The organism is Streptomyces sp. NPDC053069 (assembly GCF_044546895.1).
Taxonomy (GTDB): Bacteria; Actinomycetota; Actinomycetes; order Streptomycetales; family Streptomycetaceae; genus Streptomyces.
This window is the reverse complement of record NZ_JBITZN010000019.1, coordinates 1-23,373: the sequence shown is the minus strand read 5'-3', so window position 1 is coordinate 23,373 and position 23,373 is coordinate 1. Positions and strand designations below refer to the sequence as shown.

Below are 23,373 nucleotides of genomic sequence, written 5' to 3'. Positions count from 1 at the left end.
GATGACCGGGAGCGGTCCGCGGAGCACCGAGCTGGACAGGCTGCGGCGCCTGGTGGAGGAGCGGACCGCCGACCTGCAGCGGGTGAAGGCCGAGTACGACAACTACCGCAAGCGGGTCCGGCGGGACCGCCTGGCCGTACGCGAGATAGCGGTGGCCAACGTGGTGCGGGCGCTGCTGCCCGTGCTGGACGCCGTCGACCGGGCGTTGGCGCACGAGCCGCTGACGCCCGGCCTGAAGGACATCACTGACAGCCTGCAGGAGCAGCTCGGCTCGTTGGGCGTCACGTCGTTCGGTGAGGTGGGCGATCCGTTCGACCCCGCGTGCCACGACGCTCTCACCCACCATGTCTGCGCCGCTGCGGACCGCCTGGTGTGCTCGGCGGTTCTGCGTCCCGGCTACCGTCTGGGCGAGAACCTGCTGCGCCCGGCGACTGTGGAGGTCACCGGACCGGCCCCGCCGGCGAGGAGTGCACCGCGGCGGGAGTGTGGCGTCGGGGAGTCATCCGCTCCGGCAGACAAGCCGCCCTGGCCTGTCGCGCGTAGCTGACAGGCTTGCCCCTACTTGAGTACCGAGGGAAGCGGGCATCGCCTTCGATGCCCTGAGATCGCTGGCAGGCGGAGGTGACGAAACGACGCAGCACCATGAGTTCCTCGCGCGCGTGCGTGAGCTCGGCGAATACGACAGCATCCTGACCACCCTGGCCGGCGCCGTCTCCGGCGGTGAGCTGAACCAGATCATCAGCCAGCTCCCCTCCGGCTACGCCGTCCCGTTCGGCAAAGCCGATCTGGCCGGCTGAAACCAGGCCCCGGCGCACCCCGAGCACGGCCACACCGCTGGCGTGCCGACCACCACCGGTCCGCTCGGCCAGGGCATGACCAACACAGCCTGCGCTCCGAGCGCCAAACCCCGCAAGATCGCCATAAGCGGTCCCGTGAGGAGATCTCCGGCTGGTCGATGGCGGCCGGGGCCGACAAACCGGCGGAGGACGGGCATCCGATCTCCCCCTCACCCGCCCTCCGCCCCCCCACCGGAGCAAAGAAGCCGAAGAAGGGTGGCGGCCGACATGACCCTGCGACGCGAAGCCTTCCTCGACCAGGTGAAGGAACGCGGCGAGTACGAAACAGATCGGGAAGCAGAGCGCGCGGCGCGCGTGGTCCTCGCCCTGCTGGGTGCCCACCTGGTCGGCGAGGTACGCGCCCAGCTGGCGGCGCGCCTGCCGGAAGACTTCGCCCTGATCCTGCTCAACCCCCTGCAGAGCGCCGAGCCGCTGCCTCCGGAGAGGTTCGTGCGGGCGACGGCAGCCTGGATCGAGGGGGCCACCGAGCAGACCGCGGCCTGGGACGTCAGCGCCGTCCTCAGCACCGTCGCCGACGCTGCGGGCCACGATCTCCTGGGCCAGATCCTGCTCCAGCTCCCCGCAGGCTACGACCTGCTCTTCGGCCGCCCCCAGCCCACCTGATCAAGCCCCCAACCCGGTGCCGCGCTCACGGGATACCAGCGACAGAAGGGCAAACGCCCGAGTCCCGCAACGACCAGGCGGACGGCTTCTTCGACCCCCTTCCCAGGTATTCCTAGCGGCTCTTCTCCAGCATCTGCGGGAAGTGCCGCTGCGGACGGCGAGGTTGCTACGCGCTGATGTTCGGCCGCGCCGACTCGCCCAGCCGCCTGAGCGGGCTGCGCGCCAACTGTGCGGCCAACTTCTGTACCGGGTCGCGCACATGACCCAGCCCCGGCCGGCCTCCCTGCGTTTCGCCGCCGGCGCCCGAGAGCTGGGAGTGGACAGCATGAGCGGAGTCCTGCGCTGCACCGACCGGGAAGACTTCGGCGCGCTGAATCTCTGCTCTCACCTTCACCAAGGAGTTCGAAACCGCCGGCCGGCTGCCGGCCTCCCACGCGGCCGTGGCCCTGGCCAGCATCCACACCATCAATCAACTCCAACACGCCATCGATTCCCGGCACGCCATCGGCGAGGCCATGGGCATCCTCATGGAACGCCACCACCTCGGCGAGGGCGACGCCTTAGACGTGCTGCGCCGGATCTCCCAGCACCACAACACCAAACTGCGCGACGTGGTCCAGCAGGTCCGGCCCTGTAGTCGGCCGTCTTCCCTGGCCTGAAGCAGGCCGATTCAGTTGAAGCCCTCCACGCCGGCTTGTGTAGATTTCGTGCATGGCTGACGGAGTTGCTCTGCAGGGGCTGTTCACGGATGTGTGCAGCACGCTCGCCCGTGCGGGGTTCGATGTCGCGTCCGCGAGTGCCGCAGAGGGGACGGGCCTGAAGGTCCGCCAGGAGCAGGATGCAGTGGTCGTCGGCTGGCTGCCGTCACCAGAGCTGGATCCGGTGGGGCGGCAGGTCGCGGAGTACGAGGGGATCCGTGCCGCACTGCGACAGGCGTTGCTGGAGATTCTCACGCAGGCCGGCTACGCGGTGCAGGCCGACCGGCACAGCGGAGAGGTGCGGATCAAGCCGGTAGAAAGCTGAAGCGGCCGGTGTGCAGATCTGGTGGGATATCCGGCCACCGGCACTGCGGGGGGCGTGCACGCGGCAGGAGTTGTGGCGAGTCCGGGGTGTTGCTGGCGTCCGTGCGGGGTGGCGCATCGAACTGGACGGTGATCTTCTCGAAGCCTTTGAAGCTCCGTTGCCGCGTAGGAACGGTAGGCCGTGATGACGTAGACCAGGGCGCCGAGACAGAGCCAGGCGAGCAGGCCGAGACGTCGCTGGTAACCATCCAGCCGGCCCAGCACGCCCACAGCACCCTGCCCGCCCGTCCCTGCTGGGCCCACCTGCACCACGCCACGCATCACCTCCGTGTGCCCGCGCCTGGCGTCCTCCATACCGCCACCGGCGCCCATGGCTACCGAATCACGGGCTGGGCACGAGCGATGAGCAGGGCGATGTCGTCGTGTCCGGCCGAGTGCTGCAGCCGCTGCAGAAGCCGGTCGCAGGTCTCCTCCACCGTGTTACACGGTTGCGCCAGCAGGCGCAGGAGGGCGTCGAGACGTTGGTCGATGGCGTGCTCGCGGGTCTCGATGAGTCCGTCGGTATAGAGAACGAGCTGGTCACCGGGCTCGAAGGAGAGGGTGGTGGTATCGAAGGGCAGACCGCCGACGCCCAGGGGCGTGCCGGTCGGCAAATCCAGCAGCTCGGGCGCTCGGCGGGACCGGATGAGGACGGGGGGCAGGTGGCCGGCGCAGGCCACGTGCAGCCGGGTGCGGTGGGGGTCGTACAGCGCGTACAGGCAGGTGGCGATGTAGGGGTCGAGACTGTTGGTGATCTTGTCGAGGTGGGTGAGGACCTGGGAGGGGTCCAGTTCGAGCTGGGCGAGGGTGGAGGTGGCGGTGCGCAGCCGACCCATGGTGGTGGCGGCGTCGATACCGCTGCCCATGACGTCGCCGACCGTGAGCGCGGTGCGGTCGCCGTCGAGCGGGAGGACGTCGTACCAGTCGCCGCCCACCTGGCTGATGGCCTGCGCGGGCAGGTAGCGGGCGGCGATCTCCAGACCGGGATGGCGGGGCGGCAGCTGCGGCAGCAGGCTGCGCTGGAGGGTCTCGGCGGACTTGCGGATGTGCTGGTGCAGGACGGCGTTGTCGATGCTCAGCGCGGCAGTCGAGGCCAGCTCGCAGGCCAGGGCGAGGTCGTCCTCGTCGAACGGCTGGGGGGTGCGGGCGCGGGCCAGGCCCATGACACCGATGACCTCATTGCGGGCGATGAGAGGGATGGCCATGTCGCTGTGGACCCCGGCCCGGGCGAGCAGGTCGGCGCCCTCGGCGTCGGCGGCGATCCGGGCGTGCTCGCCGCCGCCGATGTGGGTCAGCAGCTGGGGTGTGCGGGTGCGGATGCAGTGGGCCGCCGGGTGGTCGGCGTGGTAGGTGGTGAGCCGGCCGGGCGGGACGATCGCCCTTGCGGCGTCAGTGGGGTAGGCGGTCTTGACCGCCAGGGCGCGAAACAGCGGCGGGCCCTCGCCGGGGTCGGTGCGGCCCGTCTGCAGCACGGAGTCCAACAAGTCGACCGCGACCATGTCGGCGAGGCCGGGCACGACGACGTCGGCGAGTTCCCGCGCGGTGCGCTCCACCTCCAGGGTGGTGCCGATGCGGGATGAGCCCTCCGCGATCAGGCGCAGGCGCTGCTGGGCCCGGTCGGCGCGCAGTGCCGCCTGGTAGCGGTCGGTGACATCGACGACCACCATGGCGATGCCCAGCACGTGGCCGCGGTGGTCCTCAAGACGGTAGATCGATGCCGTCCAGGCGTGCTCGTGGTCGGGGTCAGCGGGGGTGCGCCCGATGACCTGGTTGTCCACCACAGGGACACCGGTGTCAAGGACCTTGCGCATCGCCGCTGCCGCGGCCCGAAACGGCGCGGCGGGAAGGATTTCTTGGAAGCGGCGGCCGATGTGGTCGGCCTCGTCGGTGCCGTGCATGGCGGCCAGGGCGGGGTTGACGACCAGGTAGCGCAGGTCGGTGTCCAGGACGGCCAGCCCGATGGGGGCCTGGGTGACCAGCCGGGTGGACAGGGCCACGTCGCGTTCGACTTGGCGGAGCGTGGTCCGGTCGGTGGCCAGCCCGAGCGCGTAGTGGTCACCGACGTTGTCCGTCAGCCGCATGTTACGGAACTCCACCATCCGGGTGGAGCCGTCCTTGTGCCGGATGGGAAACGCCCCCGCCCAGCTGCGGCCGGTGGCCATCACCTCCGCGAAGAGCCTGATCGCCGCGTCCCGGTGTTCAGGGTGCAGCAGCAGCGGCGCCGCATACCGGCCGACAGCTTCCTCACGGCTGTAGCCGAACAGGTCCTCGGCCTGCGGACTCCACATGTCGATGCGTCCGTCGGCCTCCACCAGCACCGCGGCGACCGCGAGGAGATCCATCAACCCGCTCGGGTCCGACGGCTCCGTCTCAGGAGGTTCCACGTGCTGCGGGCGCTGCCTGGCTCGGCTCATCGAACTCGCCTCCTTTCTGTGTGGGCAGCATCCCCGCCCGAAGCGGTGCCTCCACTGCGCGGCGCCAACGTCGGGACAAGGCACGCGCCAGGCATTTCCGGTGGTTTCCCTCACCATGCGGAAGCCACCGAAAGACCCATAGTCCACCTCACCACGGGCTGGTCACCACTTCCCGCCTACCCTCATCTGCGCGCCGTGAGGTCCGCGTACAGGTGCATGGCCGGTGGGCTGGCGGGGCAGCGCCAGCGTGCATGATGACTCACCTGCGGGATCGAGGATCAAAGGAAACTCGCAGGTCACCTTGATGGACGCCAGCGGGATCAACACCCTTCTCGCCGCTCACCGCAACCTGGTCCAAGCCAGCGGCTCGCTGCGCCCGGCCGGCCTCGCGGCCTCGGTCATGCGCACGGTGCAGATCGTGGGCGTCGAGACCGTCTTCCCAGGCTGTGGCAGTCTGCGCGACGCCCTCACGGCCTGACTCGCAACCCGGCCAAGAACGCTGCGCGGCTCGCTGCGCAGCGGCCGCCGCCGGTGCCAGCCGGCTGTCCCGGCTGTGCTCGCGTCCGGTTCACTCGGGCGGGTCAGTGGGTGCTTACCACTGCTGCCGGCAGCGGTAGATGTGCTGTTCGGCCTCTCGCACGGCGCGCAGAGCAACGTCGTCCGGCGGTGCGGCGGCACGTGGCGCAGTCGTATCGGCGTGGGATGCAGTGTCACGCTGTGGCGGTCGCGCCGTGCAGGCGGCGCGCTCTCGACCCGTGTGGTGCAGGACCGCTGCCCGGGTGATCAGGATCGTGGCGATGACTGCTGCGGCTGTCAGCGTGACCGCCGCGTTCTGACCAGACATCTGTGACGGGCCTTCGTGGGATTTCACGGGCGGACGCGGGGCCGGTATCTGGTCACCGGCCCCGCATCCTTATAGCGGATCAGCCGGGCCAGGTGCCGGTCAGGCTGCGGGTGGCGGCTGCGCCGGCACGGTCCACGACCGCCTTCGTCCCGGCGAAGATCGCGCCCTGCAGGACCGCGGCCGTCACCACTTCCCCCCAGCCGCGCTCTTCATCGGTGGCATCGGGTGCGTCGTCATCGTGCCCCAGCATCTTCCACGCCTGCTTGAACAGGGCACCGGCGAGCATGCCGCTGACCGCACCAAGGACGAGACCGACCGGCTTATAGGCGATCTTGGACGCCTTCATCGCTCATCCCTTCCGCCGGCGGCACACCAGCCAGACCAGCACGGCCGCACCGGCGGCCGCCAGCAGCAGGCTGTTGTCCCGAGCCGCCTGAGTGGCCTGGGACGTCTTGGCCCGTACCGGCTCGGGTGCCTCCGGGGCCTTGTCCTGCCACAGCTGACCGGCCTTAGCTGCCTTCGAGCGGGCCTGCCCGGCGGCCTGGGCGGCCTTGTCCCTGACCGGCCCGGGCGCCCTGTCCGCCGCCAGGGACGCGGCCTCGGCCGCCTTTTCCATCAACTGACCGGCCTTCAAGGCGGCTTGTTCCTTCAGCTCACCGGCCTTGGCGGCGGCCTGGTCCTTGACCTCGGCGGCCTTCCGCTGGGCGCGGGCCTTCAGGTCGGTCTCGGCCGCGAGCGCCTCCACCGTTCCCCCGAGCTCGTGGCGGGTCTGCTCGACCTGCTCGCGCAGCTCCTGCGGGGTCCGGGCGGTCGGCTCGTCGTGAGGCGGCTGGGTCATCGGTGCGCACGCTCCTTGATCTCGGCCACGTCGGCCTTCACGTTCTCCATCGACTCTTTCGGGGCGGGCGGCGCTGCCTGGGCGACCTCTTTCTTCCCCGTCAACGCCATCACCGCGGCGATCGCACCGAGGACGGCGGTCACGATGAGGGCTGCGGCCCACACCGGCAGCACCACCGCGAGTGCGGCGATCACGGTGACCACCAGGGCCTGAAGCATCAGGAACCCGACCAGGCCGGCGCCGCCGAACAGGCCGCCTCCCTTGCTGTAACGCCTGCCCTTCTCCTTCATCTCCGCCTGGACCAGGCGCATTTCCCCGCGCACCAGTTGTGTCAGCTGCTGCGAGGCACGCTGCACCAGCTCGCCCACCGGTTCCGTGCCCGGCAACTGCCGGCCCGGGCCCCGGGGCTGCTGCGGACCCGACGACATGAACATCACCTCCCGTCACTTGGCTTGCGACGGCGCGAGTACCCCGAGCAGACCAGTTCAGGACACCTGCCTGCGCCTGCCGGTGCGTCCGGCGTCACTGTGCCCGTCCCACCGGCCGAGCCGGCACGACGGCTGGCACGCTCATGCCGACGCCGGGGTGAGAGCAAAGCGCGCTCCTACTGGGGCAGGCACAGGCCCTCGGGCGGGAGAGGTCTACCGGACCGAGGGCCCTACCCAGCCACTCCGACTGGGAGCGCTTGGAGTGAACGCGCCAACTGTGCCATGCGCAAGATCCTGACACCCGTAGGCGACGCCCACCGCCACGGTGGCCGCCAGCGTGGAGCGCGCCCTGACCCGCCCTCCCTTCTTCGGACAGGGCGCACCGCCAGGCCCATGCAGCTGGCGGTGACGAGCCTGCGCGCAGTGCGCCACTACGGCAGCCGCCACAGCAGCACTCAGCGGGGGCTGTGGCGGACGAGCCAGGCCCCGGCAGCGACATCGCTGGGAAAGTGGGCACCGCTTTGCACGCGCTCGATCGCCACCGCGGCGGCCGGCACCGCGCACACCATGCCCGCCAGCGGCCAGGCGGGCCAGACGGCGGCAGTGAAGGCTGCTGCGGCTGCGGTGTGCCCGGAGGGAAACGAGGACGACTCGGGGGGTCCTGTGGTGCGGCGCGGCCGTGGTCTCGGCGTCGAATGTGTCGGCAAGGCGGTCGATCTGGTCGATCTGTTGGCGGGGCTGCTTCTAGGGACTGCCCGTCGCCTCCTCACCGAAGCCAGAACCGGATCGCGGCGAGAGCGACCGCGTCATGGAAGCCGTACCAGCGGACCGGCCGCCGCGGCTTCCACGACGTTGGCGGTCGGCCCGCTGATCCCGGTGCTCCGGGATCGTGTGCCGGATCTGCCGCCGCCGCAGGTAAAGATGGTTGCGGCGGGAACTGTACGCTTTGTCGCCGCAGACGTGGTCCGGGCGCGTCCTCGGATGCCGGCCAGCCGGCCGCGGGACACGAATTCGGTCCAGGATCGGAATCGTCTGCGGGGCGGCACCCCACTGCCCAGGGGTGACCATAAGCGGCCGGCGGACGGCAACCGCCGTCGCTCGCCAGGTGAATCTTCATGGTGAGCCCGCCGCGTGAACGGCCGATCGCCTCGTCGAGGCGGTGGTGGGCGGGCCGCACGCGTCGGCCTGGTATCCGCGGCGGGCGGTGGCGCGCCCACCGCCCGCCCCGCCCATATCCTCCGGCAAGTGCGGCTCAGGACGAGCCCACTCCCGATCCGACGGATCACCTCGCCCCACACCGACCGAAACGACACCGGCACGGCTCCGTCACGCGATCCGTCGGACGCACCTTAAAGCAGGCTGAGTGCCTGCATCGCATCGCGTTCGATGCGCGAGAGGTCGTGGAGGATGGAGCCGGCCTGCACGAGGTTCTTCGCGTCGCCGGATTCGCCTGCTGCCGCGATGAGTACGGCCACCTGTGTCCAGAGGGTGGCGGCTTCGGAATACAGGCTGTGGCCGGTGCGCAGGTGGCTGCTGCCGATCAGCTGGACGCACTCGGCGAGGAAGTCCCGGTAGAGATTGCGGAACAGAGCGCCGCCGGTGCCGGCCCTCGCCATGAGGGCGGCAGCCCGTGGCAGGTCCTCCCCCGGATTGTCGCTGCGCTGCAGCCACTTCGGCACTTGCTTGGCGGTCTTCTCGATGCCCCGGTGACCCAGGTTCGCGATGGGCGGGTTCAGGAAGGCGTCGGCGCAGGTCTTGATCGCGAGGATGATCCGGTCCAGCGGTGGCTTCGGGCTACTGGGCACTGTGATGGTGAAGGAGCGGTGCTTGGCGGTCATGGGGCCGCGCTCGGCCCTGGCCCTGGCCAGGCTGACGAGACTGGTGGTGACAGCTCCACCCTGCGAGTCGGTGTCCACCAGGTAGGCATCGTGTTCGTCGTAGCCGTACATGGCCACGACGTGGCCGCCGAAGTGCACCTTGGTGCTGAAGTAATCCAGGTGGTAACTGTCGAGCTGAAGGCCAACCGGCCGACCGACGTCGATGGGTGCTGCTACGTTCTGCCAAGCCTTGCGCGGGGAGGTGGTCTCCTCGACCAGCAGCTCAAGCCCGAGTGCGGCGGCCAGGTTCCTGGTGAGCTCGAACGGCTTGACCCGACCTCCCAGGAAGGGGAAGCCCATGCCTTTGCTGTCCCAGTAGATGAAGGACAGCCCTGAGCCGAGCCCGAACAACATGGGCTCAGACAAGTCGAGTCCCTCGTGCCGTAGCAGCACGCCCAGCGCCGTCGTCTCGCAGTGCTGCATACCGCGGGCCTCGATGTCCGTCACCATGGTCATGCCGCTCATTCTCCTTCCTCACGAAGACGCCGCGGACGGGCGTACCAGACCACCGCGTCCCAGGCATGATCCGCCGGACAGGCCCTAGATGTACTCGGTCATGACTTCGGTGACAGTCGGCTGATCCGGGGCTGGCCTGCGAGCGCGGTGTGTCGGCGTCGTGTGTCGTAGAAGGTCAGCCATGGCGCCGGCGCGTGGTTGCGTTCGGTGTTGCTGGTGAACACCCGGCGGTAGGACCATTCGGTTTGCAGGGTGCGGTTGAAGCGTTCGATCTTGCCGTTTGTCCAGGGGCAGTGCCTTCTCATCGGCGTGGATCTCGGCATGGGCCAGGCGGGAGTGGTCATCGACGGCGGCGTGGACGTAGTCGTAGCCAATCCCTGCCCGCCAAGGGGCGGTTACCGCCCGGCGTTGTCGCCATTCAAGTGGTCCGAGCTTCGGTCACGTATGCGTTGAGGGCTGTGGTGAGGTGAACGTGCTCATCACGGGCCGCCTGCACGGAGGCAGCGTCGGAATTGTCCCGGTCCCTCTGGCGAGCGGCGAGCCGAATCTGAAAGGCCGCGCTGGCGACGACTGCTGCTATCACCTGTGGGTCCATGAATGCGATCTTGCCGCAGCCGAGCGCTCAAGCGGCGGGCGTGAGCGTTCGCACGCACCAGGGCCGAACAGGCGACGCTGCATCGGGCAGTGAGGGCCGGTCAATCATGCGGCTGCGAGGCGACAGACACGATCCCCCCATGCCGGGACTGTCCTGCATATCACCATGGCGATCAAGGGCGATGGCCCGCGCGGGAGCGTCGCGGACAGCGTGAGAACGGGTGCGGAGTTGGCGCGAGCGGCCCAGCTGGACCAGGACGTGGCCGAGCAGCTGATCGAGCGGGCCCGCAGGGAGGGGGTGAACCTGGTCGGTGAGGGCGGGCTGCTGGCCGGACTGGTGAAACGCGCCCTGGAGGGCGCCTTGGAGGCGTAGCTGACCGAGCACCTGGGCTACGAGAAGGGCAGTTCTCGCCGAGAACACAGCGCCAAGCCGAGCGGTAGCCCCTGATCTGGGGTGATCTCGGGGAACGGTGCGGTGGCCGTGAGCGGCTCGGTAGCGTCGCGGCCATGCTGAGTCGCTGCGCCGGCACCCGCCACCTGGACGGCGCGCCGGACGCGATCCCCGCCCGTCACACGAAAACTGCCTCAAGGCCGCCCAGGTTGTCTGGCAATCTTGCTGGACAACTCGTAGACATCTCTACCCTCATCCAGACTTGTGCTCCCGGTGAGCGCGAGGAGGAGTGGATGGCAGGGCGGCGGACTCGGCCTTGGGGCCCTCTGAAGGGCACCAGTCCACAGGAGTACCAGGCTGCGGCCCTGGTGCGTACGTGGATGGATGCGGCAGACCTGACCGTGACGGCCCTGCACTCGGCAATGGCCGACGGGTCCGTCGGCAAGGGGCCGGTGCCGAGCCGGGCGACGGTCGCCGACCGACTGGCCGGGCTCAATCTCACCGGCGAGTTCGTCGATGCCGTGGCCGCGGTCTGCTTCTCCGCCGCGGACGCGCCGGCCAGGGCACGGCAGGCACGTCAGATCCTCAACGGCGGCGGCCAGTTTCGCCCCGAGGGGGTCGGTACGGCGCCCGGCGCGCCGACCCCGATGGCACTGCCGCAGCCCACCCCACCGGTTCACGGTGTCAGGAGGAATCCCGGCCGTGGCTTGCGGCCGGACAACGTGGCCGACCTACATCGCATCCTGAGCGCGATGACCAGGGAACTCACCGCGCTCCGCGCCGAACGGGACGCGTTGGTTGAGCGCTACGAGACCCTGCTCCGCGCGTTATCGGCGTCCGAGGCGGTGGGGAAGAAGCTGACTGAACCGCATGAGCCGCCCGACGGCAAGGCCCACGAGTCGCCCGCGCCGAAGGCGATCCCCATGACACTGCCCGCGGAGGACGTGCCCCCCGTCGCCGGGTGCGACGGCACAGAGGCAGAAAGGCCCGCCGGAAGCAGCCCCTGCCCGGAACCGATCGCCGGGGAGGGCGGGGGGTCCGCGCATCGAGGGCCCGCGAACACGGCCGGGATGCCGCTGGCGCCAGGCGTCCAGCCCACACGGAACGACGCGCAGGCGCACCCCGGATCGGCACCGGTCGCGACACTCGTGCCCTCTGACGTCAGAGGTGAGCAGGCAGTCAGACTACCGCTCGACTTCCAGGCGTTCTTCCTGATGAACGCGGAGGCGTACACCAAGTACGCCCGCCTGCATCTGCGGGAGGAACTGGCCCAGGAGGCGGTACATGGCACCTTTCTCACCATCCTGAACGAGTGGGAGGTCTTCCTGGGCCGCTCGGAGCCCGCTGCCTGGGCCTGGAAGGTGTTGCGGCGCAGTGTGGCCGAGCGGGCTGGAATCGTCTCACGGGACCATGTGGTGGCACAGGCCATGCGGGGCGCCCGGGCCACCCTCGACGGAATGACCAGCGATCTCGGCCTCTTCAGCGCCATCGCGGAACTGCCGGAGCGTCAGTTCGACGTGATCGTGCTGCGGTACGTGCTGGGCTGCGGCACCGGGCAGATCTCCGAACTGCTTGGAGTCGGCCCGACGACCGTTCGCTACTACGAGCGGCTGGCCAGAGGGCGTCTGGCGAGAAGACTCGGCCTGCGCACCAGTGACGATCAGCTGTCATGGTGAGCTCCTGGGCAGGGCTCGGCACCCATCGGTCACCGTCCGTCACAACTGCGCGAGGGCCACCGTGCGGGCAGGGAACGGCGAAGTCGGCAGTGACCGCACACGAACGACACACCAGAAACCGATTCCGCACGTCGGGGGCCGCAGCGCCACTGCGACCCCCGGCGCATCGAACACCGAGGAGGCATCCCTTGAACAGGCCCGGCCTCGGCCCAAGCAGTCCCGAACGGAGAACCACTTGACCGACAACCGTAACGCGCGCGTCGCGCCTCACGCAGCAGCCGTCAACATCACGGTCGAGGGCCCGGCACGGCTGGTCGTGGCGACCACGATCGCAAGCACCGACCACGGATCGCGGAGCGAGATCGCCGCGCCCGCCGTCGCCGAGCCGGACGTCGGTCCGCCGTTCTGGCACCGCACGTCCGTGATCTGGAGCGCCCTGGCGGCCCTGGCCGCGACCGCCACCGCCGTCCTGGCATGGGTGTTCGGAAGCTGAGTGCGACCGGAGGGGCCGCCGGGATGCACTTCCGGCGGCCCACGTCGTAGCGGTGATCTTGCCGCGCTTGTCCTGCGGGTACGGGTCCTCCACGTTCAGGCATAGCACCTCGTCGGGCCGGGCCGCCGATTCGTAGAGCATCTTCCAGAAGGTCTTCTCCCCCAGTGACGCGTCCAGCCGCCACAGGGCGGCCATCTGACTCTCCGCCAGAGCCTTTGCGCGGTCCGGCGGGGCCGGGCGCCGCTCGATGCCGATCGTCGGATCGCAGGTGATCCTGCCCTGCCGCTGCCACCAGCCGATCGCCTTGCGCGCGATGGACAGCTCCCGGTTGACGGTGTCGGCGTCCATCTCGTCCGCCCGTGCGGCGGCCAGCTCGGTAAGCACCTGCGGCAGCGCGGGGTCATCGATGACGGGGACGGCGGGCGGCTTCGCGCCGCGGCGGGCCCGCCCCGTCGGCGCCGGCTGCCCGGCGACCATCCACCCCACGTCATCAGCGAGATCCGGTAGATCCGCGCGAAGGACTTCGCGATGCCGGCTTCGGTCAGGTACCGCTCGACCGCCGCGGCGTATGACGCCGGAACGGCGGACAGGGGCACCACCCGGGCGCGCGGCAGCCGGAGCGCGCCCCCGGTTCCCGAGTTCGGTCGTTGGTTCGATCGTCTCGGGGGTTCTCGCAGAACTCTCTCTCAACTGCATTCATGAGAGTCGCGCTGCGTGTTGCTATGGCCTCTCCTGAACCGGGGAGACGGCTTCGGAGATCGACAGGACCGTGGGTGGCGCTGAAAACGACTTGGTGCCGCTCACCGGCCCCGGTCCGCACGATCTTCGCGTGCGACTACCTGGCCAGCCCTCACCTGCGCCGGGAGATCCACGACGGGCTCCAGGTCATGGCCCCCCAACGCCTCAACCGTTGGGCCGGGTCGACCGGTGCAGTGCTGATAGCGTGCCGTCCTGATCACGATCACTCGCACACACCGTCCACCGGGGGGAGAGACGGCTGAGTTGCCTCATCGCCCCACGCAGTCGCAGTGGGCGACAGGAGGAGCCGAGTACTCCCGGCCCGGGCTGCTCTAACTTGCAAGCGCCTCTTTGCCCGTTGTCACCTCCGGCTTTGGCCTGCTTCTGTGAGTCCACGATGCCAACACGGGCGTCTCTCCCCTCTCTCGAAAGGACTTGATCATGTCCAGGAAACAGATTGCGGCGGTGACCGGTGTGATCGTGCGGGCCCTCGCGAAACGGTGGGGCGACGACACCTAATACTCCAGCGGTAGATCGTGATCCTGACAGTTTCAGACCGCCCGGAGCGAAGGCTGCCCGTTCCTCCTTCAGGAGTGGGCACGTCCTTGAGGCACAGGCCCTTCCGGGCTCCCGGCGCACGCCTTCAGCCCGTCGCGGACGACCGCTCGGGCCCGCTTCGCGGACTCCGGGTGACCGTCCAGGTGCTCCAGCATGCGGCAGGTGCCCACCAGGATCGCCGTCAACTCCGGTACCTCCAGGTCCCGTCGCACCACACCAGCCTGCTGGGCGCCGTCGAGGAGCGCGGTGAGCACCTCGCGCAGGGCTCGCCCGGCCTCAGAGGTAGCGGCCCGCACATCGACTCCCGCGTCCGCGAGCGCCGCAGCGAAGGCATTCTTGACCGGAGACTGATCCAGTACCAGGTCGAAGAACGCGAAGAGAGCGTGCGTCGGCCCGGTCTCGACCATCAGGCGGCGCCCCTCCTCGGCCAGCCGTTCCAATCGCCGGACGAGCACCGCTTCGAGCAGGGCTTCCTTGGTGGGGAAATGTCGGAACACGGTGGCAATGCCGACCTTCGCCTCCCGGGCGATCTCCTCCGTCGAGGCGCCCGTACCCCGCTCAGTGAAGACCGCCTCGGCGACCTCCAGCAGCCGCGCGCGGTTTCGCCGGGCGTCGGCGCGCAAGGGCTTCACGCCTGTGGCGGGGGAAGTCTGATCTGTCGTCAAGTGGTCCTCACCATGCCTGGACAAACGGAGTCGCGTATCCGTATCGTCGGAACCGGAGTCGCCTATCCGATTATAGGCGGCGGGATCACGGAGGTCAGCCATGTCTGCACCAGCTACGCCCCGCGACATCTTCGGGCAATTGACGGGTCTCATCTCGGCGGGCAAGTGGAGCGAACTCCCCGAGCTCTACGCGGAGGACGCCGAGGTGGAGATCGTCTTCTCGCCAGTTCCTCCACGCCGCATCCACGGCCGGGCGGAGCTCCGTAAGCGCTTCGACGCCCTGGAGGCCTCTGACGCGGTTCGCCTACGTACCGAGAACATCCGCATCCACGAGACCGACGACCCCGAAGTGGTGATCGCCGAGTTCGACTACGAGGGCCTGTACCCCGCCACTGGCCGCACCTTCCGCACCGCCAACATCCAGGTCCTCCGCGTGAGGGACGGCCTGATCATCGAGACCCGCGACTACCACGACCACCTCGCCTTCGCCGCGGCGGACGGACGCGCGAGCCAGTTGCTCGCCGCGCTGGACCAGCAAGGGTGACCGGTACATGACGGCACGTCAGGCTGCGCCGAACATGGCTCATGCAGTCCGCTGATCACGTTGGGGCGGCAGCCTGGCAGTGGTAGTGGCTTGCTCGGGGTTTGCAGGTGAGCGGGATCAGGTTGTCCGGCACGGGATGGCAGGCTCCTTCGTCGGCACGGACGACCGCCAGGAAGGCGTGCGCGAGCAGGGCGAGGGTGACCCAGCGGGACCAGGATGTCAGCGGCGGAGCTGGTGCCCATCCAGCCAAGGGACAGCGCTTCTACGATTGGGCCCACATCGACCTGCCCAACCCGGCCCACGGCTACCGCCACCTGCTGATCCGCCGCAACCGCGCCACCGGCGAACTCGCCTACTACCGCTGCTACTCGCCCACCCCGGCAGACAGTTTCTGCCAGGCCTGCCTGGGGCGTTTCTTGGACAGGGCGTCCGCACGGACCTCGCCTGCCGCCGCACCCATGTCCGCCCCAGCCCCCACCAGCGAGATCATGATCTACCGCTGGAGTATTAGGGGTGTCAAAGCGCCGCAGTACGACCCCGAGCGCGCAGTCATCCCCTCGGTGGAGCAGTTGCGGCGGATACGTGTTGCCGGCGACGACCGCTTCTTGCTGATCGCGGACCTGATGAGCGGCTGTGGTCTGCGTAATGGCGAGGCGGCTGCGGTCAACCTCCGTGACATCGTGGCCGATGATGTCTACCGGGTCGCGGAGCAGGTCAACCAGACCACCGGCCGGTACGCCCCGCTCAAGCACCGCAAGGCGAACGAGTACCGTGACGTGCCCCTGCCGGTGCGGGTGCCTGGCCCGCGACCATGAACCTCTAAGGGCTGAAGCGGGCACAAGTACGCAGAGCCGCTGATCATCGGTGCGTGAGGACAGAAGGCCGTTCGGTGGCAGCAGGTCACGTCAGGCGGGCCGATCACGGAACAGCGCGTCGAACTGCGTCTTACCTTCCTTGCGCAGCCAGGTGTCGAAGTCCATCAGAGCCGGGTGCAGGCTTCGCAGCTTGGGAATGTCAGCCTGCCAGCCGCCCTTGTGATTGGCGAAGTCGTAGCCGGCGCGGGCGTCCGGATCGAGCCCCGTGAGGACCTCGCGAGGGATCGCCCGGTAGGTGATGGCGACTCCGGTGGTGCGGCTGATCGCGTCGACGATCTGCGGGAGCGTCAGTTCATCACCGGCGATCTCGAGTGCCTGGCCGATGTACTGGTCAGGGTTGGTGAACGCCAGGGCCGCGAAAGCACCGATATCCGTGCCGGCGATGAGTTGGACGGGCACCTCCGGCTTGATCACATCGGCGAGTACGCCATCGTGAACCCCCAGGGTCGGGTCGAAGTGGTTTTCCATGAACCGGACGGGACGCAGGATGGTGGCGGGCAGACCCAGGGCACCGATGCGCCCCTCGATGTGCCATTTACTCTCCCAGCGGCGGATACCCGTTGAGCGCTCGGCGCCGGCGACCGAGGCGTAGACGAGGTGCCGGACATCGGCGTCGATTGCCGCTTCGATCACATTCATGCCCAAATGGATCTCATCTTCCACGGTGAAGCCGGCCGGGGTGCCGGGATAGCCGACGGTCGGTTGAACACTGAAGACGCCGTGCACGCCCCGCATCGCCGAATCGAGCGAAGGGCGGTTTCCCATGTCTCCCGGGACGGTCTCGGCGCCGGCCTGCACCAGCGCTTGGGCCCGGGGGGCGGCCGGGTCGCGGACGAGGGCTCGCACCTGCCAGCCGGCGGCCAGCAACTGCCGCGCCGTGGCGCCGCCCTGCAGGCCGGTAGCCCCGGTCACCAGCACTGTGGGATTCGATGTCGTCATTTCTACCTCCGGAAGAGCGCCGGACGTTGCCGGGCTCGGAAGCGAGAGCCGCTTCAACTGGGGAGTGTCCCCAGTTACGTACTGGTACTATATGGGGAGTCTCCCCAGTTCGTAAACAGAGGGCGCCATGACCACACCTCCACCCCAGCCCGCGCTCCGGGCCGACGCACGGCGCAACTACGAACGACTGGTCAGCGCCGCTCGCGAAGTCTTCGCCGCGCGGGGAGTCGACGTCCCCATGGACGACATCGCCCGCCACGCCGGCGTCGGGAACGCCACTCTCTACCGCCGCTTCCCCACCCGGGAGGCATTGCTGCAGGCCGTGCACCGAGACCAGATCGAGGCCCTGTACGCACGGTCGCAAGAACTGCTCGCCGCACGGTCCCCGGATGAGGGGCTGGCGACCTGGCTTCGGGAACTCGTCATGCAGGGGAGCACGTCACGCAGCCTGGCCACGGCACTGGTGATTGCCCTGCGCGATGAGGGCTCCGACGTGTCCTGGTGCCGGGAGACGATGTACGCCGCTGCGGCAGCCCTGCTCGACCGGGCCCAGCAGGCCGATACGATCCGCACCGACGTCACAGTGGGCCAGGTACTCAAGCTCGTCAACGCCGTGGCCTTCGTCGCCGAAGGCGAATCCGACAGCGAACAGCAGGCCGATCAACTTCTGGCCGTGGTGATGGACGGCTTGCGGCATCGGCAGCACCCTTAGACCATGTAGGACACGGTCTCGGCTTGTCGTTCGGACACCGGTTCCTTTGGCTGCCGGGAGCTGGCCGAGGCCGGTTGTGGGTGCCGTGTGAGAACCTCCGGGCCTGAGCTACGACCTGGCGGTTTGGGAGGGCGAGAGGCCGGCGGACGACAAGACCACTGGCCGGGTCTTCAACGACCTCTACGACCGGTACATCGAAGCGGACACCGACCAGCCGCCGACCGAGCGCATCGCCGGCTACGTCGCCGCGCTTCTTGAACGGTGCTGTGACGCGACTGGGGACGAGAACGACGCCTCGCCCTGGCCTGCCGGCCTGTTGATCCGCGAGGCCAGGGGGCCGCTGATCCACTTCCCGATGAGCTGGAGGATGGCTGAGGAAGCCTCCGCTTTCGCCGCTTCCCTGGCCCCGTCCATGGAGGCGCGTAGCGGCGATGCAGGCGACGGCACCCGGCGATGCGATGACGAATGCCACGCTCGCACAGCCAGCGCCGCAGGTAGGCATTGCCGTATGCCTCAGAGCCTTCGCCAGTAGGTAGTGACAGGAACAACGGTTGAGCACGTTACGCCTCGGCGGTCCGGTCGGACTTGACCACGGTGTCAGCCGTCGTCAGCTCTCGATGGCCATCCGAACACCAAGGAGGACCAGCACACTGCCGGAGACCCGCTCGAGGCGCTGGCGTACCTTGGCCCGGGAGATGATCTTCTTCATTCGGCCGACGAACCATACATATAGTCCGTAGTAGCCGACCTCGAAGACGGCCCAGATGGCCGCCAGGCCGATCATGGTGGGCAGATGAGGGGCGCCTGCGGGCACGAACTGTGGCAGGAAGGACATCGCGAACACTGCCGCCTTGGGGTTGGCGAGGTTCAGCAGGAGGCCCGAGCGGTACGAAGCCCAGCCCGAGCGCAGAGCCTGTGCATCCTGGCTCTCCTCTTCTCCCTGCTCGCCACGGGCGTCCAGCAGCGTCTTGATACCGAAGCCGACCAGCGTCACGGCACCGACGATCCGCATGATGTCGTACGCCAACTGGGAGGCCGCGAGCAGTGCGGTGAGCCCGAGTGCCGCAATGACACCCCAAATGAAGACGCCAGTCTCATTGCCCAGCACAGTGAGGAAACCGGCACGCCGGCTGCGCAGGGACTGTCGGATGATCAGCATCGTGCTCGGGCCGGGCGAGGCCGCGATCAGGGTGCAGGCGCCGATAAAGGCGAAGAGGGTGCTCAGCATGCGCCTCATCGTGGAGTCCCGCTGCCGATCATGTCCATAGGCCCCCTTGGCGGACGGGGGCGAGACCATCGGATGCGGTGGCCGCGGGAGCGGGTATGCCAGCGGTGAGTGAACCAGGCGCGGCGGATCAGGCTGCGGACGGTGATGACGGCGGCGGCCAGGGCGAGGAGATGCCACGCATCGCCGGCGGCGTGCGCTCCACCACCCAGCGGTTGTTGGCCGGGATGGGCGTCTTGGCGCCTCGTTCGGCGATCTGGGCGACTACTTTCCGGGAGGCCAGGTCATCGTGAACGACGCGGTAGTCGTAGCCCATACCCAGGCTCAGCCGGGGCCCCTTTGAGGGCGCGGACGCAGACGGAGTCGATCGCGCACCGTGACCAGTCCAGCCCGCCCCGGGGTCCGAGTTCGTCCAGGACCAGGCGGTGGAGCTTGGCCCACACCCGGGCCTCGGTCCACTCAGTGAATCGACAGATGATCGCAGCCGGCACCTCGCGGTCCCCTCGCCGACGATGCCCTCCACCCTGCGGACGCACCGATGCCGGCGGCACCACCCGCTGGCACAACGTCCACAGGCCTTCCGGCGCCATCCGCTCGACAAGCGCTGCAGTCACCACCACGGACGGCCGCAAGATCACGCCAACTGAAATGGCATCCAAGACGGTGTCCTACGTGGTGATGCGGACGTTGGTCCGTTCATGGGGCGGGGTACGTGGAGTTGGATAGTTCCGGACGGCCTGCGGGAGATCGCGGGGCCACTGATCCCGCCGTCGAAGGTGCGGCCTCAGGGCCGGGGAACGCAGGACACGCCTGACGAGGCGCAGTGCCTCTGTCGTGGCGGTGACGCTGTGGTCGACCACAGCGGCCCTATATTGCTCGCAACCTAATCGACCGCGCCCAGAGGGCGTCCCCGCTGTCCTCATCCCCCTGCCCGCCTCCGTCAGCCGGGGCGACCAGATCGACAATGCCGCCGCGTACGCCGCACGCCGGGCCGACCGCTGCCGCGTCGCACCGGACGAGCGGCTGCGGATGGGGCCGCGCTCGTCAGGGCGTGCGAGGAACTCGTGCCCGTCATCGGCCTCCGCGGCGGGACTTCCCCCGCTGTTCCCCGTGCAGCGGGCCGTCCTCGCGCACACGCGCGCGGTCCGGCCGACCGGGCGCGGCAGGACAAGCTCACGCATCGCCCGGCTCTGCCGGACTCTAATTGCGTGTCCGCTTCTCGATCTCCCGCTGTACGTGGACGATCGCGGTGCGCGCGGCTTCGAGCCTGATGCCCTGCACGCGGGCGAGAGCGAGGTGGTCGTCGAGCAGGCTCCCGTCCGCGGCGAGCTTGTCTGCGTGGTTCCGCGGCAGCACGTTCGCTCGGTAGCCCTCCAGCTCCGCTACGACCACACCGAACGGAAGGTCCGGGGAGCGCTGTTCGGCGATCCTGAGCCGGCTGACCACATCGACCAGCTCGCGCAACTCGTCCGTGAGGCCATCGACGGCCGTCGTGAGCGACAGCCGGTTCAGCACGAGGAGCGCATCGCTCGCCGTGTCGTAGTCGGGCTGGTGCCACTGGAGGATCTGGTCGTGGCGGCGGTGGTTGACGACGAGCCAGGTGCTGACGACCAGGGCGACGAGGGCGATCACCGCCCCCCAGGTCCAGGAGGAGGAGAAATCGCCGGCGCCGGAAGAAGAACTGGAAGAAGAAAGCGGCAGCATGGTGTTGTCCTTCCTGAGGATGGATGCTCACCAGGTCGCCTCTTCCACAGGATCTGGTGAGCGTCGGTGTTCTCCACACCGGTGCAACGGTGTGTTCCGGCCGCGGCCTCGGTCTCTCGCACAGTCCGGGGCCGCGGTGTTCTAGGGGATGCGGCGGCCGCGCAGATACGGGGGGTACAGCAGGTCCGCCGTGCCCCGGCGGAACAGGGCAGGCGGTTTCCCGGGCCCTGACCTGCGCACCTTGCCGGTCTTGAGCACGAAACCCTGAGTCTCGTCCACGACCTTGCGGTAGAAGTTCCCCGCGTTGAGCTCGCAGCCCCACACGGCCTCGTAGACCTTGCGCAGGTCAGTGATGGTGAAGAGGTCGTCGCAGAAGGCGGTGGCGACGGTGGTGTGTTCCAGCCGGGTCCGGAGGTGTTCAAGCCCGCGCCGGAGAATCTCGCCATGGTCGAAGGCGAGGCTGCTGTTGGGGCCCCACAGCGATTCCTCGACCTCGACCCAGTCAGCCTCGCGGGCGTCGCTCGCGCCGGTCACCTCCGGAGGATCCGGCATGACCGCCAGAAAGGCGGTCGAGATGATCCGGCCCCGGGGGTCACGCTCCGGGTGCGAGTACGTGTGCAGTTGTTCCAACCGGATCCCGGAGCCGTTCAGCCCGGTCTCCTCCCGGAGTTCCCGCTTCGCCGTGTCCTCCAGGGACTCTCCCGGCCGGACGAATCCGCCGGGCAGAGCGAGCATCCCGCGATACGGCTTCTTGCCGCGCCTCACGAGCAGGACCCGCAGCTGCTCCGAGCGGATCGTGAAGATCACGATGTCGGCCGTCGGCTGCGCCGCGACCCGTGGCCGCCTGACCGGAGCGGGTCCCGGATCGCTCCCGGCGATGATCTCCACCAAGCGGCGCGCATCGACGACGGTTCCCTCCGGGACGTCGATGGGCAGGTCCTTCGGCGGCTCCGCGTAGTAGACGGCCATGCCGCGTTCGTGGACGCGCCCCAGTTCGTACGCGGTGGTGCGACCGATGTATCCGCCGGGATTCACGACGTACACCAGGTCCGAGGTGAAGATCTTCGCAAGGGTCGCCGCCTGGAGGTCGTGGTTCGAGGACTCGGGCGGGTCGGAGGCGAAGCGCACGAACTCGTCCTCGTGGTTGACGATCTGGCAGTCCGGCGGGCTCTTCACGGTCAGCCCGGCTTTCGCGAAGGTCCGGGCGGCTGCCAAGACTTCGGGGTAGTGCTGGCGGAAGCTCCCGATGAGAGCGACGGAGCCCTTGGTGGAGATACGCATAACGAGACTGTGCCAGCCGAACACCGCCGATCCGAACTCCCAATAGAGCCTCCCTGACAAGAACCCGGCCGTTGTCCGAGGTGAGAGCCGGTTTCCCGACAAAGTCTCAGAATGAAAAGAACCAGGGGAGGTTGACGGCCACGCCTGTCGCGACACCAGGGCCCTTCGATCGGGATGCACCATCCGAACGACCAACGACCGAGCCGCCCCCGGCCATCGGCCAAGCTGCGGGCGGTGTTTGACGGTATGACTTGCGGCCCGCGCGGGGGACACAGCGCTGAACGCCCCGCAGCCGGCCTCACGGAGCGGCTACGAAGATCACGCCGATGTTGTGATCTTCGAGAGGAAGCCGCTTGCGTCGCATCCACCCGGTGCGGACGGTGCTGGCCGTCCTGTCCGCGCCTGCCACCCTGGTCTTCCCGGCCGCCGTCCCGCCCGCATCCGCCCGCGCCGTGCAACGGCACGCCACCGGCGACACGATCACCCTGCCCGTCCCGGACGCCCTGGCCGCACTTCCCGTCCAGGACGAAAACCGCACCGGCTACGCGAAGGCGATGGGGCACGGGGGCGGTGCTCAGCGGGAGAGCCGGGGGACGAGGGTGGTGTCCGGCGGGCGCCGGCCGCGTCCTGGTGGGCGCGCATGACAGCGGAGTCCACCGAGATGTCCAGTCGATGCCGCCCTCGGCGTCGGCGGCGGCCAGGGTCTGCTGGAACAGGCGCTCCCAGGTACCGTCGGCCGACCACAGCGGTGGCGCTCATACGCCGTCTTCCAGGGGCCGAACCGTTCCGGCAGGTCCCGCCACGGCACCCCGGTCCGTATCCGGTGCAGTATCCAGTTGATCACCTGCCGGTGGTCGCGCCAGCGGCCGCACGGGCCGTTGCTCACCGGCAGCAGCGGCTCAAGCCGCTCCCACTGGCCGTCCGACCACTTGCCTCGCCCCGTCATGCTCCGGTCAACGCGCCAGGAGGTTGATCGGTACGCCCCTACAGTGAGGCCATGGCAGCAGACCAGCACCCGGATGTCGTCATCAGCAGCGGCGTCGAGATGCCCGTCCCCTCCGACGGCGAGCTGTGGGCGGTGGGAGCGGTGATCCTCGACGAGCAGGGCCGGGCCTTCGCCCAGAAACGCAGCCCCGACCGGCGGCTCTTCCCTGACTGCTGGGACATCGTGGGCGGCCACGTCGAGTCCGGCGAGACCCTGCTGGACACGCTCGTGCGGGAGGTCCGGGAAGAGACGGGGTGGCGTCTGCGCCGGGTCCGGTGCCTGCTCAGCGTCACTACCTGGACCGGCGACGACGGCGACGGCCTGCGGCACGAGGCCGACTACCTCGTCGAGGTCGACGGCGATCTTGGCCACCCCGCCCTGGAATGGTCCAAGCACACCACCTATGACTGGTTCGGCCCCGAAGACCTGCACCGGCTCAAGGAGAACCGCGCCCCCGGGGAGTTCCTCATCCACGACCTGGTCGCCGTGGCGCTACAAGACCGCCCGGACATGCTCTAGTTGTATTGATCACGAGCGTTGTTAACGCTGGTCGGGCTTGATCATGGCGAAGACCTCCGGTGTGGTGGAGGTGTCGAGTCTTCACCGCGCGGAGGT

At 68.9% G+C, this 23,373-nt stretch carries 26 protein-coding genes and 7 pseudogenes; 16 read left to right on the top strand and 17 right to left on the bottom strand.

The features are described 5' to 3' along the window. Nucleotide 1 precedes the first annotated feature (1 nt). The 6 genes and pseudogenes from grpE to ACIGXP_RS33910 all read left to right on the top strand — a co-directional run bounded on the left by grpE (nt 2) and on the right by ACIGXP_RS33910 (nt 2,483). The gene (grpE, locus tag ACIGXP_RS33935; RefSeq protein WP_399774957.1) at nt 2-547 is read left to right on the top strand and encodes a nucleotide exchange factor GrpE; all 546 of its coding nucleotides are present in this window, start codon (nt 2-4) and stop codon (nt 545-547) included. 112 nt (nt 548-659) lie between these two features. Beyond that, complete coding sequence (locus tag ACIGXP_RS33930; protein ID WP_399774955.1) at nt 660-797, top strand: hypothetical protein; 138 nt, start codon at nt 660-662, stop codon at nt 795-797. A 15-nt stretch (nt 798-812) separates the two neighbouring features. Then, nucleotides 813-890: pseudogene (locus ACIGXP_RS33925) on the top strand (hypothetical protein); the annotation flags it as partial. Between the two features lie 174 nt (nt 891-1,064). Continuing rightward, complete coding sequence (locus tag ACIGXP_RS33920) at nt 1,065-1,460, top strand: DUF2267 domain-containing protein (RefSeq protein WP_399774953.1); 396 nt, start codon at nt 1,065-1,067, stop codon at nt 1,458-1,460. A gap of 440 nt (nt 1,461-1,900) precedes the next feature. Beyond that, entirely contained in the window at nt 1,901-2,119 is a 219-nt protein-coding gene (locus ACIGXP_RS33915; protein WP_399774950.1) for an ANTAR domain-containing protein, read from the top strand. Between the two features lie 52 nt (nt 2,120-2,171). Further along, nucleotides 2,172-2,483 (top strand): hypothetical protein, encoded by a 312-nt coding sequence (locus ACIGXP_RS33910; protein ID WP_399774948.1) that lies wholly within the window; start codon nt 2,172-2,174, stop codon nt 2,481-2,483. Between the two features lie 373 nt (nt 2,484-2,856). On the opposite strand, the gene ACIGXP_RS33905 is transcribed toward ACIGXP_RS33910, so the two are convergent. Further along, entirely contained in the window at nt 2,857-4,935 is a 2,079-nt protein-coding gene (locus ACIGXP_RS33905; protein WP_399774945.1) for a SpoIIE family protein phosphatase, read from the bottom strand. A 304-nt stretch (nt 4,936-5,239) separates the two neighbouring features. On the opposite strand from ACIGXP_RS33905, the gene ACIGXP_RS33900 reads away from it, so the two are divergent. Then, on the top strand, nt 5,240-5,413 hold the full coding sequence (locus ACIGXP_RS33900) for a hypothetical protein (RefSeq protein ID WP_399774943.1): 174 nt from the start codon (nt 5,240-5,242) through the stop codon (nt 5,411-5,413). A 445-nt stretch (nt 5,414-5,858) separates the two neighbouring features. Here the strand turns inward: ACIGXP_RS33900 and ACIGXP_RS33895 are convergent, their stop codons facing one another. The 7 genes and pseudogenes from ACIGXP_RS33895 to ACIGXP_RS33865 form a co-directional block, all read right to left on the bottom strand. After that, a complete protein-coding gene (locus ACIGXP_RS33895) occupies nt 5,859-6,125 on the bottom strand; it encodes a DUF4235 domain-containing protein (RefSeq protein WP_363217257.1) in 267 nt (88 codons plus the stop codon). A 3-nt stretch (nt 6,126-6,128) separates the two neighbouring features. Next, a complete protein-coding gene (locus ACIGXP_RS33890) occupies nt 6,129-6,617 on the bottom strand; it encodes a DUF3618 domain-containing protein (protein WP_399774941.1) in 489 nt (162 codons plus the stop codon). Then, a complete protein-coding gene (locus ACIGXP_RS33885) occupies nt 6,614-7,045 on the bottom strand; it encodes a phage holin family protein (RefSeq protein ID WP_399774938.1) in 432 nt (143 codons plus the stop codon). The genes ACIGXP_RS33890 and ACIGXP_RS33885 overlap by 4 nt, the downstream gene beginning before the upstream one ends. A gap of 455 nt (nt 7,046-7,500) precedes the next feature. Continuing rightward, the gene (locus tag ACIGXP_RS33880) at nt 7,501-7,815 is read right to left on the bottom strand and encodes a phosphatase PAP2 family protein (protein WP_399774935.1); all 315 of its coding nucleotides are present in this window, start codon (nt 7,813-7,815) and stop codon (nt 7,501-7,503) included. A 49-nt stretch (nt 7,816-7,864) separates the two neighbouring features. Continuing rightward, nucleotides 7,865-8,258: pseudogene (locus ACIGXP_RS33875) on the bottom strand (transposase); the annotation flags it as partial. Nucleotides 8,259-8,394: 136 nt separating this feature from the next. Further along, entirely contained in the window at nt 8,395-9,378 is a 984-nt protein-coding gene (locus tag ACIGXP_RS33870; RefSeq protein ID WP_399774933.1) for a BtrH N-terminal domain-containing protein, read from the bottom strand. Nucleotides 9,379-9,476: 98 nt separating this feature from the next. Next, a pseudogene (locus ACIGXP_RS33865) lies at nt 9,477-9,762 on the bottom strand (integrase core domain-containing protein); the annotation flags it as partial. A gap of 376 nt (nt 9,763-10,138) precedes the next feature. On the opposite strand from ACIGXP_RS33865, the gene ACIGXP_RS33860 reads away from it, so the two are divergent. The 3 genes from ACIGXP_RS33860 to ACIGXP_RS33850 all read left to right on the top strand — a co-directional run bounded on the left by ACIGXP_RS33860 (nt 10,139) and on the right by ACIGXP_RS33850 (nt 12,532). Next, the gene (locus tag ACIGXP_RS33860; RefSeq protein ID WP_399774930.1) at nt 10,139-10,345 is read left to right on the top strand and encodes a hypothetical protein; all 207 of its coding nucleotides are present in this window, start codon (nt 10,139-10,141) and stop codon (nt 10,343-10,345) included. Between the two features lie 134 nt (nt 10,346-10,479). Then, a complete protein-coding gene (locus ACIGXP_RS33855; RefSeq protein WP_399774927.1) occupies nt 10,480-12,039 on the top strand; it encodes a sigma factor-like helix-turn-helix DNA-binding protein in 1,560 nt (519 codons plus the stop codon). A gap of 235 nt (nt 12,040-12,274) precedes the next feature. Then, a complete protein-coding gene (locus tag ACIGXP_RS33850) occupies nt 12,275-12,532 on the top strand; it encodes a hypothetical protein (protein ID WP_399774924.1) in 258 nt (85 codons plus the stop codon). A gap of 1,325 nt (nt 12,533-13,857) precedes the next feature. Here the strand turns inward: ACIGXP_RS33850 and ACIGXP_RS33845 are convergent. After that, nucleotides 13,858-14,595: a TetR/AcrR family transcriptional regulator gene (locus ACIGXP_RS33845; protein WP_399774922.1), complete on the bottom strand. Its 738-nt coding sequence runs from the start codon at nt 14,593-14,595 to the stop codon at nt 13,858-13,860. Between ACIGXP_RS33845 and ACIGXP_RS33840 the strand changes: the two genes are divergently transcribed. Both ACIGXP_RS33840 and ACIGXP_RS33835 read left to right on the top strand, forming a co-directional pair. Then, a complete protein-coding gene (locus ACIGXP_RS33840; protein ID WP_399774919.1) occupies nt 14,594-15,037 on the top strand; it encodes a nuclear transport factor 2 family protein in 444 nt (147 codons plus the stop codon). The two genes, ACIGXP_RS33845 and ACIGXP_RS33840, sit on opposite strands and share 2 nt — an antisense overlap. 197 nt (nt 15,038-15,234) lie before the next feature. Continuing rightward, nucleotides 15,235-15,852, top strand: a complete 618-nt coding sequence (locus ACIGXP_RS33835; protein ID WP_399774916.1) for a hypothetical protein — start codon at nt 15,235-15,237, stop codon at nt 15,850-15,852. 90 nt (nt 15,853-15,942) lie between these two features. Here ACIGXP_RS33835 and ACIGXP_RS33830 read toward each other — a convergent pair whose 3' ends face one another. Beyond that, nucleotides 15,943-16,851: an NmrA/HSCARG family protein gene (locus ACIGXP_RS33830; protein WP_399774913.1), complete on the bottom strand. Its 909-nt coding sequence runs from the start codon at nt 16,849-16,851 to the stop codon at nt 15,943-15,945. Nucleotides 16,852-16,978: 127 nt separating this feature from the next. Here ACIGXP_RS33830 and ACIGXP_RS33825 point away from each other — a divergent pair, with 127 nt between their 5' ends. Next, complete coding sequence (locus tag ACIGXP_RS33825; RefSeq protein ID WP_399774910.1) at nt 16,979-17,563, top strand: TetR/AcrR family transcriptional regulator; 585 nt, start codon at nt 16,979-16,981, stop codon at nt 17,561-17,563. Nucleotides 17,564-18,170: 607 nt separating this feature from the next. Here ACIGXP_RS33825 and ACIGXP_RS33820 read toward each other — a convergent pair. From ACIGXP_RS33820 to ACIGXP_RS33805, 4 genes and pseudogenes are all read right to left on the bottom strand, one after another. Further along, nucleotides 18,171-18,791, bottom strand: coding sequence for a LysE family translocator (locus tag ACIGXP_RS33820; protein ID WP_399774908.1), 621 nt, complete (start codon nt 18,789-18,791; stop codon nt 18,171-18,173). A 127-nt stretch (nt 18,792-18,918) separates the two neighbouring features. After that, nucleotides 18,919-19,104 (bottom strand): hypothetical protein, encoded by a 186-nt coding sequence (locus ACIGXP_RS33815; RefSeq protein WP_399775271.1) that lies wholly within the window; start codon nt 19,102-19,104, stop codon nt 18,919-18,921. Between the two features lie 4 nt (nt 19,105-19,108). Further along, nucleotides 19,109-19,258 (bottom strand): annotated as a pseudogene (locus ACIGXP_RS33810) (IS5/IS1182 family transposase); the annotation flags it as partial. A gap of 3 nt (nt 19,259-19,261) precedes the next feature. After that, a pseudogene (locus ACIGXP_RS33805) lies at nt 19,262-19,402 on the bottom strand (IS5/IS1182 family transposase); the annotation flags it as partial. Between the two features lie 84 nt (nt 19,403-19,486). Between ACIGXP_RS33805 and ACIGXP_RS33800 the strand changes: the two are divergent. Continuing rightward, nucleotides 19,487-19,606: pseudogene (locus ACIGXP_RS33800) on the top strand (IS5/IS1182 family transposase); the annotation flags it as partial. A gap of 382 nt (nt 19,607-19,988) precedes the next feature. Here the strand turns inward: ACIGXP_RS33800 and ACIGXP_RS33795 are convergent. Both ACIGXP_RS33795 and ACIGXP_RS33790 read right to left on the bottom strand, forming a co-directional pair. After that, on the bottom strand, nt 19,989-20,492 hold the full coding sequence (locus tag ACIGXP_RS33795) for a hypothetical protein (protein ID WP_399774906.1): 504 nt from the start codon (nt 20,490-20,492) through the stop codon (nt 19,989-19,991). A 141-nt stretch (nt 20,493-20,633) separates the two neighbouring features. Continuing rightward, the gene (locus tag ACIGXP_RS33790; RefSeq protein WP_399774904.1) at nt 20,634-21,773 is read right to left on the bottom strand and encodes an NUDIX hydrolase; all 1,140 of its coding nucleotides are present in this window, start codon (nt 21,771-21,773) and stop codon (nt 20,634-20,636) included. Between the two features lie 353 nt (nt 21,774-22,126). Between ACIGXP_RS33790 and ACIGXP_RS33785 the strand changes: the two genes are divergently transcribed. Beyond that, on the top strand, nt 22,127-22,417 hold the full coding sequence (locus tag ACIGXP_RS33785; RefSeq protein WP_399775269.1) for a hypothetical protein: 291 nt from the start codon (nt 22,127-22,129) through the stop codon (nt 22,415-22,417). Here ACIGXP_RS33785 and ACIGXP_RS33780 read toward each other — a convergent pair. Beyond that, nucleotides 22,341-22,719: pseudogene (locus tag ACIGXP_RS33780) on the bottom strand (IS5 family transposase); the annotation flags it as partial. The gene ACIGXP_RS33785 and the pseudogene ACIGXP_RS33780 sit on opposite strands and share 77 nt — an antisense overlap. A 51-nt stretch (nt 22,720-22,770) precedes the next feature. On the opposite strand from ACIGXP_RS33780, the gene ACIGXP_RS33775 reads away from it, so the two are divergent. After that, nucleotides 22,771-23,277, top strand: coding sequence for an NUDIX hydrolase (locus tag ACIGXP_RS33775; RefSeq protein WP_399774901.1), 507 nt, complete (start codon nt 22,771-22,773; stop codon nt 23,275-23,277). Nucleotides 23,278-23,373: the final 96 nt, after the last annotated feature.